This is a genomic window from Eikenella sp. Marseille-P7795 (assembly GCF_916618725.1).
GTDB classification, from domain to species: domain Bacteria; phylum Pseudomonadota; class Gammaproteobacteria; order Burkholderiales; family Neisseriaceae; genus Eikenella; species Eikenella longinqua.
Genome location: NZ_CAKAJZ010000001.1, coordinates 99,610 through 113,153 on the forward strand (window position 1 = coordinate 99,610; position 13,544 = coordinate 113,153).

The following is a 13,544-nucleotide window of genomic DNA, read 5'->3' on the forward strand; positions in this document are numbered from 1 at the left end:
ATTCAAGCAAGCTGCCAATTTTGCACAATCCACATCAAATAGTTCTTTAAAATCAGTTTGTTTTTATGCATGCACGGTGCCAGGCTGTTTTTAACAGCCCGTTTACCCGAGTGCAACGGCTGAATCAACTGTTAAGCAAAATTATCAGTTCTTAACCGTTTATAGGATTTCCCGACTCCGTACCGCTTCGCTGCCAGTGCCGACCGCGCCCGCCGCCAAGCCCTCCGAGCCTGCCGAATCGGAAAATCATTAACACTCTATCAATCGCACCCTGCCTGCATATGCCGTATGCAGGTTTATTTTTTGCCGTTTGCATCAGCCAACGGCGGGAGTTTGTTGCTGTTGTGCCCGGCTTCATTTGCGGCACGGCGGCTTCAAAAAGAGCCGGGCTTGCCCGGATTTGCAGTAAAGCAGCTGTTTTTTAATTTATTTATAAGGATTGATGTCATGAAGAATATCTTATTAGGCTGTGGTCAGAAGGAATTGGGAGACTATGTCAAGAGTCTCGTTGCCTCTTTGGAAAAGGGTGGGTACACCATCCTGATAGCCCATGACCAGCAAGAAATCCTGACGCTTCTGAAACATGACGCCAGAATAGGTTCCGTGCTCTGCACATTGGATATTTTTAACAAGGAATTAGATCAGAAAATCATTGCGCTCAACGAAGAGCTGCCTGTATTTATCCTGAAAACCACCGACTGCGACCAGCCGGTAGACTTCGGTGCCGTGGGCGACCATGCCACCTTCATCGATTGCCACCTGTTCAGTAATGAAGACGTGGTGGACAAAATCGAAAAAGCCATCCACCATTACATCGACGAAATCACGCCTCCGTTCACCAAAGCATTGTTCGACTACGTGGGCGAAAACAAATACACATTCTGTACGCCGGGCCACATGAGCGGTACCGCCTACCTGCAATCCCCGGTGGGCAGCCTGTTCTACGACTTCTACGGCGAAAACACCTTCAAATCAGACATTTCAGTTTCTATGGGCGAGCTGGGCTCCCTGCTCGACCACTCCGGCCCGCATAAAGAGGCCGAAGAATACATCGCCGAAACCTTCAATGCCGATCACAGCTACATCGTTACCAACGGTACTTCCACCGCCAACAAAATCGTGGGTATGTATTCCGTGCCCGCCGGCAGCACCGTGCTGATCGACCGCAACTGCCACAAATCATTAACCCACCTGTTGATGATGAGCGACATCACTCCGGTGTATCTGAAACCGACCCGCAACGCCTACGGCATCTTGGGCGGTATCCCGCAGAAAGAGTTCACCAAAGAAGTCATCAACGAAAAACTCGCCAAAGTTCCTGGCGCCACTTGGCCGGTGCATGCCGTCATCACCAACTCCACTTACGACGGCCTGTTCTACAACACCGACAAAATCAAAGACACCCTCGATGTGAAATCCATCCACTTCGACTCCGCCTGGGTGCCCTACACCAACTTCAGCCCGATCTACGAAGGCAAAACCGGTATGGGCGGCAAACAGGCCAAAGACAAAGTGATCTTTGAAACCCACTCCACCCACAAACTTCTGGCTGCATTCTCACAGGCTTCCATGATCCACGTGAAGGGCAACCTGAACACCGCCACCTTCGGCGAAGCCTACATGATGCACACCTCCACTTCCCCGTTCTACCCGATGGTAGCCGCCACCGAAGTGGCCGCCGCCATGATGCGCGGCAACCCCGGCAAACGCATCATGCAGGATTCCTTAGAGCGCGCCATTAAATTCCGCAAGGAAATCAAGAAACACAAAGCCTCTTCCGATTCATGGTATTTCGACGTATGGCAGCCTGAAAACGTCGACACCATCGAATGCTGGGAGCTGCATCAAACCGACAAATGGCACGGCTTCAAAGACATCGACGCTCAGCACATGTACCTCGACCCGATCAAGGTAACCCTGCTCACCCCGGGCCTCGATAAAAACGGCCAGCTGGAAAAAACCGGTATTCCCGCCAACCTCGTATCCAAATTCCTGGACGACCGCGGCATTATCGTAGAGAAAACCGGCCCCTATAACATCCTCGTGCTGTTCAGCATCGGCGTGGACGATACCAAAGCCCTCGGCCTGCTGCACGCCCTGAACGAGTTCAAATCCCTGTACGACGCCAACGCCACCGTGGAAGAAGTATTGCCGCGCGTGTTCAACGAATCCCCGTCGTTCTACAAAGACATGCGGATTCAAGAACTGGCCCAAGGCATCCACAGCCTGATCTGCAAACACAACCTGCCCGAACTCATGTTCAGCGCATTCGAAGTGTTGCCGACCATGGTGATGAACCCGCACAAAGCCTTCCAGCTCGAGCTCAAAGGCCAGATTGAAGACTGCTACCTGGAAGACATGATCGGCAAAATCAACGCCAACATGATTCTGCCCTATCCTCCCGGCGTGCCCTTGGTAATGCCTGGCGAAATGATCACCGAAGAAAGCAAGCCCATCTTGGAATTCCTGATGATGCTGTGCGAAATCGGCGCCCACTTCCCCGGCTTCGAAACCGACATCCACGGTGCCTACCGTCAAGACGACGGCCGCTACAAAGTTAAGATCATCAAAGCTTAACCCAAAGCGCCCAACCGGCACCAAGCAGCTTGAACCTTAAGCTGCACCAACCAACCGGCCTGAGCAATCAGGCCGGTTTTCTATTCTGGCAATAAAAGGCTACCTGAAAACCCTGCCCGCATCCTCCCGCATATTTTCAGGTAGCCTGAAGCCTTTGCACACCATCCTCACAACAAAAGGCTACCTGAAAAACTGCCGCAGCAACTTTTCAGGTAGCCTTGATATGGTTCGGGCAAGTCCGCTATATGTAACTCAGAACGGAATATCGTCGTCGATATCGTCAATCGGAGCCAGTGCGGGTGCGGGAGCCTGGCGGCGCGGCGGAGCGGGCGGCTCAGCAGCGTAGGCCGGTGCCGGCTCATTGTATCCTTGCGCAGACTGCTGCTGGCGGCTGGGCGCGGCGGCGTATTGTTCGCCGCCTTCGTAGTGGCCGCTGCCGCTGTTGCGGCCGTCGAGCATTTTCATTTCATTGGCCACAATGTCGTAGGCAGTGCGCTCGATGCCGTCTTTGCCGGTGTATTTGCGGCTCTGGATGCGGCCTTCGATATACACTTTGCTGCCTTTTTTCAAATACTGGCCGGCAATCTCCGCCAAGCGGCCAAACATACTGATGTTGTGCCACTCGGTGCGCTCCTGGCGCTGGCCGTTGCGGTCTTTCCAGTTTTCGCTGGTGGCGATGGAAAAATTGGCCACCGCGTCGCCGCTGGGCAGGTAGCGCACTTCGGGGTCGCGCCCCAAGTTGCCGATAAGCATCACTTTATTCAACATGGTTTCCTCCTAAAATAATCTGTTTGGCGGCAGTTTCGTCGAAGCCCTGCTGCCGCGCCTTAATGTAAACGGTTGAACGGTCGGCGCTGAGGCTGGCCGCCTCCACACCGTCGAATTGCTGCAACACGGCCAACAGCCGCTCCTCGCAGCCCTGCCAAACTGGCGACACGGCAAAGGCCAGATTGCGCACCGGCGCCGGCGCCGGCGCCAACACGGCCACCAGCAGCCAAGCCAGCGTGAGCGCCATGGCAAACACAAACACGCCGAAAAAGCCGAAGCGTTCAAACAAACGCCCCCCCGCCGCGCCGCCCACAAACACGCCCACAGACTGCGCCGTGTTATACATGCCCATGGCCGTGCCCTTCAAATCAATCGGCGCCACTTTCGACACGATGGAAGGCAGGCTGGCCTCCAAAATATTGAAGCCGATGAAATACACCACCAGCGAAATGCCGATGGCCAGCAGCGAAGCCTGTCCACCATAGAGCCCGGCCAGCGCCGCCGCAATCAGCGCAATCCCCGCCACAAACACCTGCTTGAGCTTGTTGCGCGTTTCGCCCACCACAATCGCCGGCACCATCAGCAAGAGCCCGAGCAACACCGCCGGCAGGTAGATCTGCCAATGCTGCTCCTTGGGCAGCCCTAGGCCGCGCATCACAATCGGCAGGCTGGCGAAAATCGCCATCATCACCGCCTGCAAGGCGAAAATGCCGAAATTAAGCTGCATCAGCCGCTTATTGCGCAACACCTCGCTAATGCGCGAAGTTTGCATTTCCGCATCGGCATGAAACCTGCCCTGCTGCGGATTGGGCGTAATCCAAGCCACCACGCCCACGGCCAGCACGCACAAAGCACCCGTGAGCGCAAACAGGCCGGACACCTTAATCCACTCCGTGAGCAGCGGCGACACCACCATGCTTGCGGCAAAAGTGAGCCCGATGGTGAGCCCGATGGAAGCCATGGCGCGGGTGCGCACTTCTTCGCGCGTCAAATCCGCCAGCAGCGCCGTTACCGCCGCGCTCACCGCGCCCGCGCCCTGAATCGCCCGGCCGACCAACAGCCAGGCAACGCTATCTGCCGCAGCCGCAATAAAGCTGCCCAGCGCAAACACCGCCAGGCCAAGGTAAATCACCTTTTTGCGACCCAGCTTGTCGGAAAGCATGCCCAGCGGCAGCTGGAACAGCGCCTGCGTGAGGCCGTACACCGCAATCGCCAGGCCGCCCGAAGCAGGCGTGCTGCCCGGCAGCTCTTTGGCATACAGCGCCAACACCGGCAACACCAAAAACATGCCCAGCATACGCAGCGCATACACGCCGGAAAGCGACGCGCTGGCACGCCATTCGGCCGGCAGCAGGGCGGTACGGGGAGGTCGGGACATAGCGGCGGAATCTGTGTGGTGTGGAAAACGGTGCGATTATACCCGAAGGCTTGCGGCCTCGGGCGCTTTTCGGCGGGGCGGGCGGGATTGGCTTTTTGCTTCGCGGCGGCCTTCCAAGCCGTTCAAACTGCTTGCAATCTGTTTTTCAGGTAGCCTGATGGCGCTTGAGGCTACCTGAAAATATTGGCGGCTACCTGAAAAAGCAGGTGGGCGCTCTGCCAAACAAGCCTGCCGGCTAAGACCACTGCCAGCGGCTCTGCCACGTGCCGATCACCGCGTCGGGATAGCGCCGGCTGCCGAGGCTGCCGTTGTAGCGCGCCAATGCCCGCTCCATATTGCCGTTTTCCAGATTGCTGTAGTGGCGCAGGATGGTGCAGCCGTAGCGTAGGTTGGTGCGGATGTCGAACAGGTTGTGCTCCGGCTTGCCGATGTAGCGCTGCCAAAACGGCATCACCTGCATGAGCCCGCGCGCGCCCACGCTGCTGATGGCATACTGCCGAAACGCGCTTTCCACCGTAATCAGCCCCAAAATCAGCTGCGTATCCAGCCCGGCGCGGGTGGTTTCATATTGGATGTTGATCAGCAGGCGGCGGCGCTCCAGCGGGTCGGCCACAAAACGCGCCAGCCGCAGCGACATATCGTTGAGCCAGCGCGGCGCGTTATACGGGTTTTCAAACACCAGGCGCGGCGGGGTCACATTGTTCACCGAATGGCGCATCACCGAAGCCACGTCGTCCGACAGCGTTTCCTCGCGCTGCGCCCCCGCGCGGGCGGGCTTGGGCAGGCAGGCAGCAGCAGAAAGCGCCGCCAGCGACAGCAGCAGGCGGCGGCGGTCGGCTTGTTCGGGAGCAAAAGGAGCAGGCATCGTTCAAACCCATTCGGCACGGAAAGGCCGCCATTATATCGCCAATCGGCGCCTTGCTGGCAGCGGCGGGGCGGCAAAGGCTACCTGAAAACGAAGTTTCTGCGAAGCTAAAACGAAGTTTCCGAAGGAAGCGGAGTTTCTGCAAAGCTAAAGCGGAGCTTCAACGCAGTTAAAAACGATGTTGCCGAAAAAAGCAGCGTTTCTGCGCTGCGAAAACGCCCGATAATATTTTCAGGTAGCCTTCAGCAGGGTCAACAGGCTACCTGAAAACCGATTCGCTCGCGGCAAGCGGAAACTTTTCAGGTAGCCTTCCCTGCTGGATTCCCCCCAAACGCTTGCTATACAATGCCGCCTTCGCGCCGTGTTTCGCACACAATATGGAACAACTCGAATTCTTCAGCATCCCCAGCCCCTGCATCGGCGTTTGCCAGGCCAACAGCAAGGGCTACTGCAAAGGCTGCCTGCGCAGCCGCGACGAGAGGCTGCATTGGCTGAAGCTCACCGACACGCAGAAACAAAACGTGCTGCGCCTGTGCCGCCTGCGCAAACGCAAGCTGCTCCAGCTGGCCGCCGAACAGCAGCTGGCTTCCATGGAGCTGCCCGAGCAGATGGATTTCGATTTTTTCTAACTTCATTCCCCGTATTTCCCATTTTCTCCTAGGATTTCCCCCATGTCCGCCCTTTCCCTCTTCCCCGCCACTTGGACTTGGCAGTTTCTCGCATTGGCCGTGCTGTGTAGCGTGGCCGTATCCGTGCTGCTGAAAACCGCGCGCAAGCACGGCATCCACATCGAGCACGCCATCGCCGTAAACTACATTGCGGCCACCGCCTGCTGCTGGTTGTTCCTCAGCCCGCCACTGGAAAACCTGCGCCACGCGGGCATCGGCAGCCTGTGGCCGTTTCTGGCGCTGGGCGTGCTGCTGCCGAGCATTTTCGTGGTGATGGCGCGCGCGGTGGAGCAGGCGGGCATCGTGCGCTCCGACGCGGCACAGCGGCTTTCCCTGGTGTTGCCGGTGTTGGCGGCGTTTCTGCTATTTGGCGAGCGGCTCAACAGCAACAAAATCGTCAGCATCGTGCTGGCCTTCAGCGCGCTGGCTGCCCTGCTCTACAAGCCCGGCCAGGGCAAGAAGGGCGGCGGCATGAGCTGGTTGGCGGGAGTGTGGCTGGGATTCGGCATAATCGACATTTTGTTCAAGCAGTTATCTAAAACCGGGCAGGCGCTGTCGCTGAATTTGTTTGTGGCATTTGCGCTGGCCTGCGTGCTGATGTGGGGCTATGTGTGGCGCCAGGGCAAGCCGCTGAAGGCGGCAGATTTCGCCGGCGGCCTGCTGCTCGGGCTGCTTAATTTCGGCAATATCCTGTTTTATATCAAGGCACACCACGCCTTCGCCGGCGACCCGACGCTGGTGTTTGCAGGCATGAATTTGGGCGTGATCGTGTTGGGCACGCTCACCGGCGCGCTGGCCTTCAAAGAGAAAATCTCCACCGTAAACCAAATCGGCATCGTGCTGGCGCTCTCAGCGGTGTACAGCCTGTTTTATCTGGATTGGCTGCTGGCGAAGCTGGGCGTGGCGATATGATTTCGGCTTCGCGGAAACTTTGCCACGCTACATTTTCACTGCGTTGAAGCTCCGCTTTAGCTTCGCAGAAACTCCGCTTCCTTCGGAAACATCGTTTTCAGGTAGCCTCTGCGGAACGATAAAGGCTACCTGAAAAAGGGCTTTGCAAGCTTCCATCAAGCCAAACGCCCAACTACCTAATTGCCCTGCCAATACAAAGGCTACCTGAAAAACAAAACTGGTTTTCAGGTAGCCTTTTTTGATTGGCTCATCAAATACTTGCCATCAGAACTGCCACGACAGGCTGCCTTTGATGTTGCGGCCAACGCCGCTCACGGCTTCGCCAAGATAGGGGGCGTAACGGCGGTTGAATAGGTTATCCACGGTGAGGCGCAAGGTGAGCTGTTTGTAGCTCGGCGGCTGCCAGGCGGCAAACAGGCCGTGCAGGGCGTAGCCTTTGGATTTGGGCAACGCCCAGTAGGCGGCCATGGGGTCGCCGTCGATGGGCGAACGGTCTTGGCGGCGGATAAATTCGGCTTTCCAGCCGAGGGTTAAGCCTTGTGCGGGGAAGCGTGCGCCGAGGGTAGCGGTGGCTTTGCGAGGCGGAATGTCGGCAAGCCAAGTGTCTTGGTCGTGCCAGGGGTTGCGCGGTGAACCTTCGCGTTTGCCGCGCATGAAGGAGTAGGTGAGGCCGGCAAACCAGCGGTCGGATTCGTAGTAGCCTTCAATTTCGCCGCCGCGTATGGTGTAGCCGGGCAGGTTGCGGTAGTTGCCGATGGGCTGGTCGCAAACACTGCTGGGGCGGTTAGGCAGCTGTTCGCGGCAGAAAATACCGCGGTTTTTGAAGATTTCGTCTTTGCCGCGCGTGTGGAACAGGGTGGCGCGCAGTTGCAGGCTGTCTTGCTCGCGCAGCAGGTGTTGCCAACGCAGGATGCCGCCGAGGCGGAAGGAGGTGAGCCGCTCCGGCTCGAGGTAGCGGCTGGTGGCGGAGGCGCTGCTGGTAGCGGATTGCACTTCGTATTGTTCGTCGATTACCGGAGCGCGCCAAGTGCGGCTGGCATTGGCAAACAGCAGGGTGTTGTCGTTGGGTTGCCAGGCGATGCCCAAAAACGGCGACCACCCGCTGTAGGTTTTGCTGCGGTAGTCGTGGCCGGCGGAGGGGGTGTTGTAGCCGCGCGCCACGTTGGGCTCGCCTTGGTTGTGGATGTGGTCGTAGCGCAGGGCGGGGGTGAGCGTCCATGTGCCGATGCGGATTTCGTCTTGCACGTAGAAGCTGTTTTGCTGCTGTTTGCCGGCGGGCATATAGTAGGGCTGGAAATGGCCGTAGTTGAAATTGGCATTATTCTGCCGGCTCTTGTCAGACATCATCACTTCGCGCACGTGGCGGTTGGTTTGCAGGCCAAGGGTGAGGCGGTGTTGCAGGCTGCCGGTGGAGAAACGGCTCACGTTGCTGATGCCTAGGCCGGTGTCTTGATAGGCGGTATGGCTTTCATTGCCCATGCTGCCGAGAAAGCCGGAGCCGGCATTATCGGGGCGGCGGTCGTCTTGCACGGTTTTGGCGTGATTCAGCTGCACGGTGAGATCAAACCACGGGTTTTCCGGCATATAGCGGTATTTGAGCGAATAGCTTTCGTCGTCTTGGCTACGGTACACCAGCTTGCGCTTCCAGGCGGCATCCAGACCATACAGCCGGATTTCACGCTCAGTAGGGCCGCGCAGTTCGCCGCGTTTGGCGGCAAACGGCTCCCAGGCATGATGGCGGCCATACATGGCCGAGAAGGTGAAGCGGTGTTCGGGGCTGGGGCTATAGTTACTTTTCAAAAGAAAGCTCTGCTGCTCGTTGGCAGAATAAGCCAGCCGCTCGCCATCGGGCTGTTTGATGTCGTGGCCGCGCCGCACCGAGGTGTAGAGCAGGCCGTCCCAGCTGCGGCTGTTGTTTTGCAGGAAGACGGCGGTGCTGGTTTGCCATTGCTCGTCGTTGGTGTGGTGGCTGATTTTCAGCAATCCGCCCACATTCTGCCCTTCGCGCAAAACTCCTGCGCATCGCGGCTTTCCAGCTTCACCGCACCGCCGAATCCGCCGTTGCCGCGCGACACGTCAAACGAGCCTTTATCCACCGTAACCTGGCGCAGCAATTCCGGCTCGATGAATACCGAGCCCTGCCGATAACGCTCGAAATTTTTGGCGGCACCATCAATGGAGATTTTGATGTCTTCATTATCGCCGAAGCCCCAAATATTCAACGTTTGCCCGCCGGGGCGCGGCGAACCTGAGCTGCTGGTGCCGGGCAGCAGGTCGAGCAGCGCGGCCACATTATCGGCTTGCTGCTGGTCGATATTTTCACGGGAGAGGCGGGATTGCCCGGCTAAAGTCGACAGCGCCCGCTGCCCTTTGATTTCAATCACCGGCAACACGGCAGAATCCACCGCCTCTTCTGCCGCCCGCGCCGGCAAGGCAGTCAAACCCAGCACCGCAGGCAGGCACCATGCGGCCAGTAAATTGAGAATAATTCAATATTGCGACAAAATAAAGGTAAAGAAATTTTATCTTTTGTGCAAAAACTGTTGTTGCCGCGTCAATTCCGCCGCAAATACTCCGCCAAAGGCTTGGGCAACCCGTATTCCGCCGGATTTGCCCACAAACCGCCGTTGGCGCCGCCTGCCTGCCCTGCCGGCACCCCCTCCGCCTGCAAGGGCGTAATCTGCAACAGCCGGTGCGTGAGCCGGTGGCTTACCGGCTCGCCCTCGGTCAAATCCTCCGCTGCCACGCCGAAGGCCGCCGCGCGCGCATACAAATCATTTAGCCGCTCGAAGCAAGGCACGCAATAGAGACCGCCCCAAATGCCGCCCGCAGGCCGCTTCTCCAGCCACACCCTGCCCCGCCTGTCGCGCAACACCAGCCAATACAGCGCCACTTCCCTCACCGCGGCCGCCGCCTTTCTGCGCGGCAGCTCGGCAATCCGCCCCTGCTGTTTGGCCAAACAGGTTTCTGCCATCGGGCATGCGGCGCAATCGGGCTTGCCGCGTTTGCACACCAGCGCGCCCAAGTCCATCAGGCCTTGCGTGTAGGCCGTCATGTCTTCCGCTTCGGGCAGCAGGCTTTCCGCCAAACGCCACAATTCGGCCTCAAATTTTTTGTTGCCCGCTTCGCCGTCTTGCGCAAACACGCGGCACAGCACGCGCTTCACATTGCCGTCTAAAATCGCCTCGCGCCGGCCGAAGGCAAACGCGGCAATCGCCGCCGCCGTGCTGCGCCCCACGCCTTTGAGCGTTTCCAGCTCCACGCGCGTATCGGGAAACTCGCCGCCGAAATTGTGCACCACCTGCTTGGCCGCCGCATGCAGATTGCGTGCGCGGCTGTAGTAGCCCAGCCCTGCCCACAGCACCAGCACCGCGTCTTCATCCGCCGCCGCCAGCGCCGCCACATCGGGAAACGCCGCCAGAAAACGCGGGTAATAGTCCAACACAGTTGCCACCTGCGTTTGCTGCAACATAATCTCCGAAAGCCACACCGCATAAGGCTCGCGCACCTGCCAAGGCAGGCCGTGCCGCCCGTGTTCCCGCTGCCAGCGCACCAGCCGACGGGCAAAATTGCTCGTTGTTTCCACTCAAAGGCTACCTGAAAACCGCTCCGCACGTTTCCGCGAAGCTCAAACCGAAACCCCGTATTGTATAGCGAAATAGCGGGCAAGATATTTTCAGGTAGCCTCTCCCCGCCTTTTTTCAGGTAGCCTTTCCGCCGCACCACTCCGTTTCCCGATATAATCCCAGCCCTCTATATAACCCTGATTCCCCGCCATGACCCGCCACACCCTCTTCGCCACCTGCCCGCGCGGCCTCGAAAACATCCTCGCCCAAGAAATGCAGCAGCACGGCGCCGGCCAAATCGCCCCCGCAGAAGGCGGCGTATCCTGCCAAGGCAGCCTCGAAACCGCCTACCGCCTCAACCTCCACTCCCGCACCGCCAGCCGCATCCTGCTGCAACTGGCCTGCCAGCCCTACCGCAGCGAAGACGACCTCTACCGCCTCGCCAAAAATATCCGCTGGGAAGACTGGTTTCACGCCGGGCAAACCTTCAAAATCAAAGCAGAAGGCAAACGCGCCCGCGTGAAAAGCCTCGACTTCACCGCCCTCAAAATCAAAGACGGCCTGTGCGACCGCTTCCGCAGCAGCCAAGGACAGCGCCCCAGCGTCAACAAAGCCAGCCCCGACATCCGCATCCACGCCTTCCTCAGCGAACAACACGCCGCCCTCTTCATCGACACCAGCGGCGAAGCCCTCTTCAAACGCGGCTACCGCCAAGAAGCAGGCGAAGCCCCCCTGCGCGAAAACCTCGCCGCCGGCCTCCTCCTCCTCGCCGGCTACAACGGCAGCCAGCCCTTCCAAGACCCATTCTGCGGCAGCGGCACCCTCCCCATCGAAGCCGCCCTCATCGCCACCCGCCGCGCCCCCGGCCTGCACCGCCCATTCGGCTTTGAAAACCTCGCCAACTTCGATGCCGATTTATGGCAACTCCTGCGCCAAGAAGCCCAAGCCGCCATATTGCCCCAAGCCCCCGCCCCCATCGCCGGCAGCGACAACCTGCGCCACATGATCCAAACCGCCGCCGCCAACGCCCGCGAAGCCCAAGTGGCCGACCACATTATTTTTCAGGTAGCCGACGTGCACGACACCCGCCCCAACGGCGAAAACGGCATCCTCCTCTCCAACCCCCCCTACGGCGTGCGCCTCGAAGAAATCCAAACCCTGCACGCCCTCTACCCCCAGCTCGGCTCCTGGCTCAAACAGCACTACCCCGGCTGGCTCTGCGGCCTCTTCACCGCCGACCGCGACATGCCCAAACTCATGCGCCTCACCCCCAAGCGCAAAATCCCCCTCTACAACGGCAAGCTCGACTGCCGCCTCTTCCTGCTCGATATGGTGCGCGGCTCCCACCGCACACCCAAAGCCGGCAGCTAAATACCACCCGCCAACACAAAGGCTACCTGAAAATTTCAGGTAGCCTTCACTTTCCCTCTCTAGCCCATCCCTTTTAAATTACTAAAAAACAAACAAAACATTTTCAGGTAGCCTCCGCATATCTAAGAAGGCTACCTGAAAAACACAACCATCTTTCCCAACCCAAAGCCAGTGTACTAAGCAGAAACCGGCTCAAACATTTTCAGGTAGCCCCATCCAGCCAAAAGGCTACCTGAAAACCATCTGCCTACTGCAAAGCCCGCCACACCCGCCACGCGTCCACCGTCGCCTTCACATCGTGCACGCGCAGCACCGCCGCGCCGCGTGCCGCAGCCGCCAGCGCCGCGCCCACGCTGCCGTGCACCCGCGCCGCCGCATCCGCCTCGCCGCTCAGCTCGCCGATCATCCGTTTGCGCGACACGCCAACCAGCAGCGGCAGGCCGGTTTGCGCCTGAAGCTCGGGCAGGTGGCGCATGAGCTGCACATTGTGCTCCAACGTTTTGCCGAAGCCGAAGCCCGGGTCGAGCACCAGCCGGTGGCGTGCAATGCCCGCCGCTGCGCACGCTTCGGCACGGCTTTTCAGATAGCCTGCCACTTCGCCCACCACGTCTTCATAACGCGGATTTTCCTGCATATTTTCAGGCAGCCCCTGCATGTGCATCAGGCAGATGCCGATGTTGGCATGGCAGGCCAGCAAATCCACCGCGCCCTCGTCTTCCAGCGCGGCCACGTCGTTGATGATGTCGGCCAGTCCTTCGTCCAACAGGCGGCGCATCACCGCTGTGCGGCGCGTGTCCACGCTCAGCGGCACGCTCCACTTGGCCAGCTCGCGCACGATCGGCTGCAAGCGCGCCAACTCCTCTTCGGGCGGCACATAAGCGGCGCCGGGGCGGGTGGATTCGCCGCCGATGTCTAAAATATCGGCGCCTTCCCGCAGCAGCTGCTCGGCGTGTGCCAAGGCTGCGGCGGCGCTGCGCGAATAGGTGCCGCCGTCGGAGAAGGAATCGGGGGTAAGGTTGATGATGCCCATGATTTTGGGCTCAGCCAGGCTGATTTGGAAACGGCCGGCCTGCCAAACGGATGGGGTGGTCATGGTGAGGCTACCTGAAAATACAAACTGCGATGAAGTGAAAAACGGAAAGCCGTATTATAAGCCCGCTGCCCGCAATCGGCAGGATTTTGGCGCATCTGGTCTTTCCACGCGGAAAACCTTTGCGCTGCATCAACTAAAACCACCAGTAAAAAACCGGAAACAACGGCCGCTTTAAAAGAAAAAAAGCCAAAAACCAGGGGAAATGTAGTGAAAATATCAAGCTTGCGCATTTTCCCCAACTGCCGCACCACTTCCGAAACAGATGCCCAAACATCAATTAAAACATAGAAATATCAGCAAGTTTCCTGCATAACAAGCCTATAGCCTGCGCAGTAGCTCGGCCGCA

Annotated in this window: 13 protein-coding genes; 4 read left to right on the forward strand and 9 right to left on the reverse strand. The window is 58.8% G+C overall.

Annotated elements, in window-relative coordinates:
* The first annotated feature begins 447 nt into the window (after window positions 1-447).
* Window positions 448-2,577 carry a lysine decarboxylase LdcC gene (locus tag LG371_RS00540; protein ID WP_225747470.1) on the forward strand — a complete coding sequence of 710 codons (2,130 nt, stop codon included), beginning with the start codon at window positions 448-450 and terminating at the stop codon, window positions 2,575-2,577.
* Window positions 2,578-2,829: 252 nt separating this feature from the next.
* Here the strand turns inward: LG371_RS00540 and LG371_RS00545 are convergent, their stop codons facing one another.
* Genes LG371_RS00545 through LG371_RS00560 form a run of 4 tightly spaced genes read right to left on the reverse strand, consistent with a single transcriptional unit; the run spans window position 2,830 to window position 5,588 of the window.
* Window positions 2,830-3,345: a single-stranded DNA-binding protein gene (locus LG371_RS00545; RefSeq protein WP_067592485.1), complete on the reverse strand. Its 516-nt coding sequence runs from the start codon at window positions 3,343-3,345 to the stop codon at window positions 2,830-2,832.
* Window positions 3,335-4,723 (reverse strand): MFS transporter, encoded by a 1,389-nt coding sequence (locus LG371_RS00550; protein WP_067592483.1) that lies wholly within the window; start codon window positions 4,721-4,723, stop codon window positions 3,335-3,337. Before LG371_RS00550 ends, LG371_RS00545 begins: the two co-directional genes overlap by 11 nt.
* A 36-nt stretch (window positions 4,724-4,759) precedes the next feature.
* Window positions 4,760-4,945, reverse strand: a complete 186-nt coding sequence (locus tag LG371_RS00555) for a hypothetical protein (protein WP_156503516.1) — start codon at window positions 4,943-4,945, stop codon at window positions 4,760-4,762.
* 13 nt (window positions 4,946-4,958) lie between these two features.
* Complete coding sequence (locus LG371_RS00560) at window positions 4,959-5,588, reverse strand: lytic transglycosylase domain-containing protein (RefSeq protein ID WP_225747471.1); 630 nt, start codon at window positions 5,586-5,588, stop codon at window positions 4,959-4,961.
* A 377-nt stretch (window positions 5,589-5,965) separates the two neighbouring features.
* Between LG371_RS00560 and LG371_RS00565 the strand changes: the two genes are divergently transcribed.
* Together LG371_RS00565 and LG371_RS00570 are read left to right on the forward strand one after the other, a co-directional pair.
* Entirely contained in the window at window positions 5,966-6,217 is a 252-nt protein-coding gene (locus LG371_RS00565; RefSeq protein ID WP_067592503.1) for a DUF1289 domain-containing protein, read from the forward strand.
* A 42-nt stretch (window positions 6,218-6,259) separates the two neighbouring features.
* Window positions 6,260-7,168 (forward strand): EamA/RhaT family transporter, encoded by a 909-nt coding sequence (locus LG371_RS00570; protein WP_225747472.1) that lies wholly within the window; start codon window positions 6,260-6,262, stop codon window positions 7,166-7,168.
* Window positions 7,169-7,432: 264 nt separating this feature from the next.
* Here LG371_RS00570 and LG371_RS00575 read toward each other — a convergent pair whose 3' ends face one another.
* The 3 genes from LG371_RS00575 to mutY form a co-directional block, all read right to left on the reverse strand.
* Entirely contained in the window at window positions 7,433-9,178 is a 1,746-nt protein-coding gene (locus LG371_RS00575) for a TonB-dependent receptor domain-containing protein (RefSeq protein ID WP_225747473.1), read from the reverse strand.
* A complete protein-coding gene (locus tag LG371_RS00580; protein ID WP_179945901.1) occupies window positions 9,145-9,609 on the reverse strand; it encodes a TonB-dependent receptor plug domain-containing protein in 465 nt (154 codons plus the stop codon). Before LG371_RS00580 ends, LG371_RS00575 begins: the two co-directional genes overlap by 34 nt.
* A gap of 113 nt (window positions 9,610-9,722) precedes the next feature.
* A complete protein-coding gene (gene mutY, locus LG371_RS00585; RefSeq protein WP_067592475.1) occupies window positions 9,723-10,754 on the reverse strand; it encodes an A/G-specific adenine glycosylase in 1,032 nt (343 codons plus the stop codon).
* Between the two features lie 190 nt (window positions 10,755-10,944).
* Between mutY and LG371_RS00590 the strand changes: the two genes are divergently transcribed.
* A complete protein-coding gene (locus LG371_RS00590) occupies window positions 10,945-12,105 on the forward strand; it encodes a class I SAM-dependent RNA methyltransferase (RefSeq protein ID WP_225747474.1) in 1,161 nt (386 codons plus the stop codon).
* Between the two features lie 247 nt (window positions 12,106-12,352).
* Here the strand turns inward: LG371_RS00590 and folP are convergent, their stop codons facing one another.
* Both folP and LG371_RS00600 read right to left on the reverse strand, forming a co-directional pair.
* Window positions 12,353-13,198, reverse strand: a complete 846-nt coding sequence (gene folP, locus LG371_RS00595) for a dihydropteroate synthase (RefSeq protein WP_067592471.1) — start codon at window positions 13,196-13,198, stop codon at window positions 12,353-12,355.
* A complete protein-coding gene (locus LG371_RS00600; protein WP_225747475.1) occupies window positions 13,195-13,428 on the reverse strand; it encodes a hypothetical protein in 234 nt (77 codons plus the stop codon). Before LG371_RS00600 ends, folP begins: the two co-directional genes overlap by 4 nt.
* Between the last annotated feature and the right edge of the window lie 116 nt (window positions 13,429-13,544).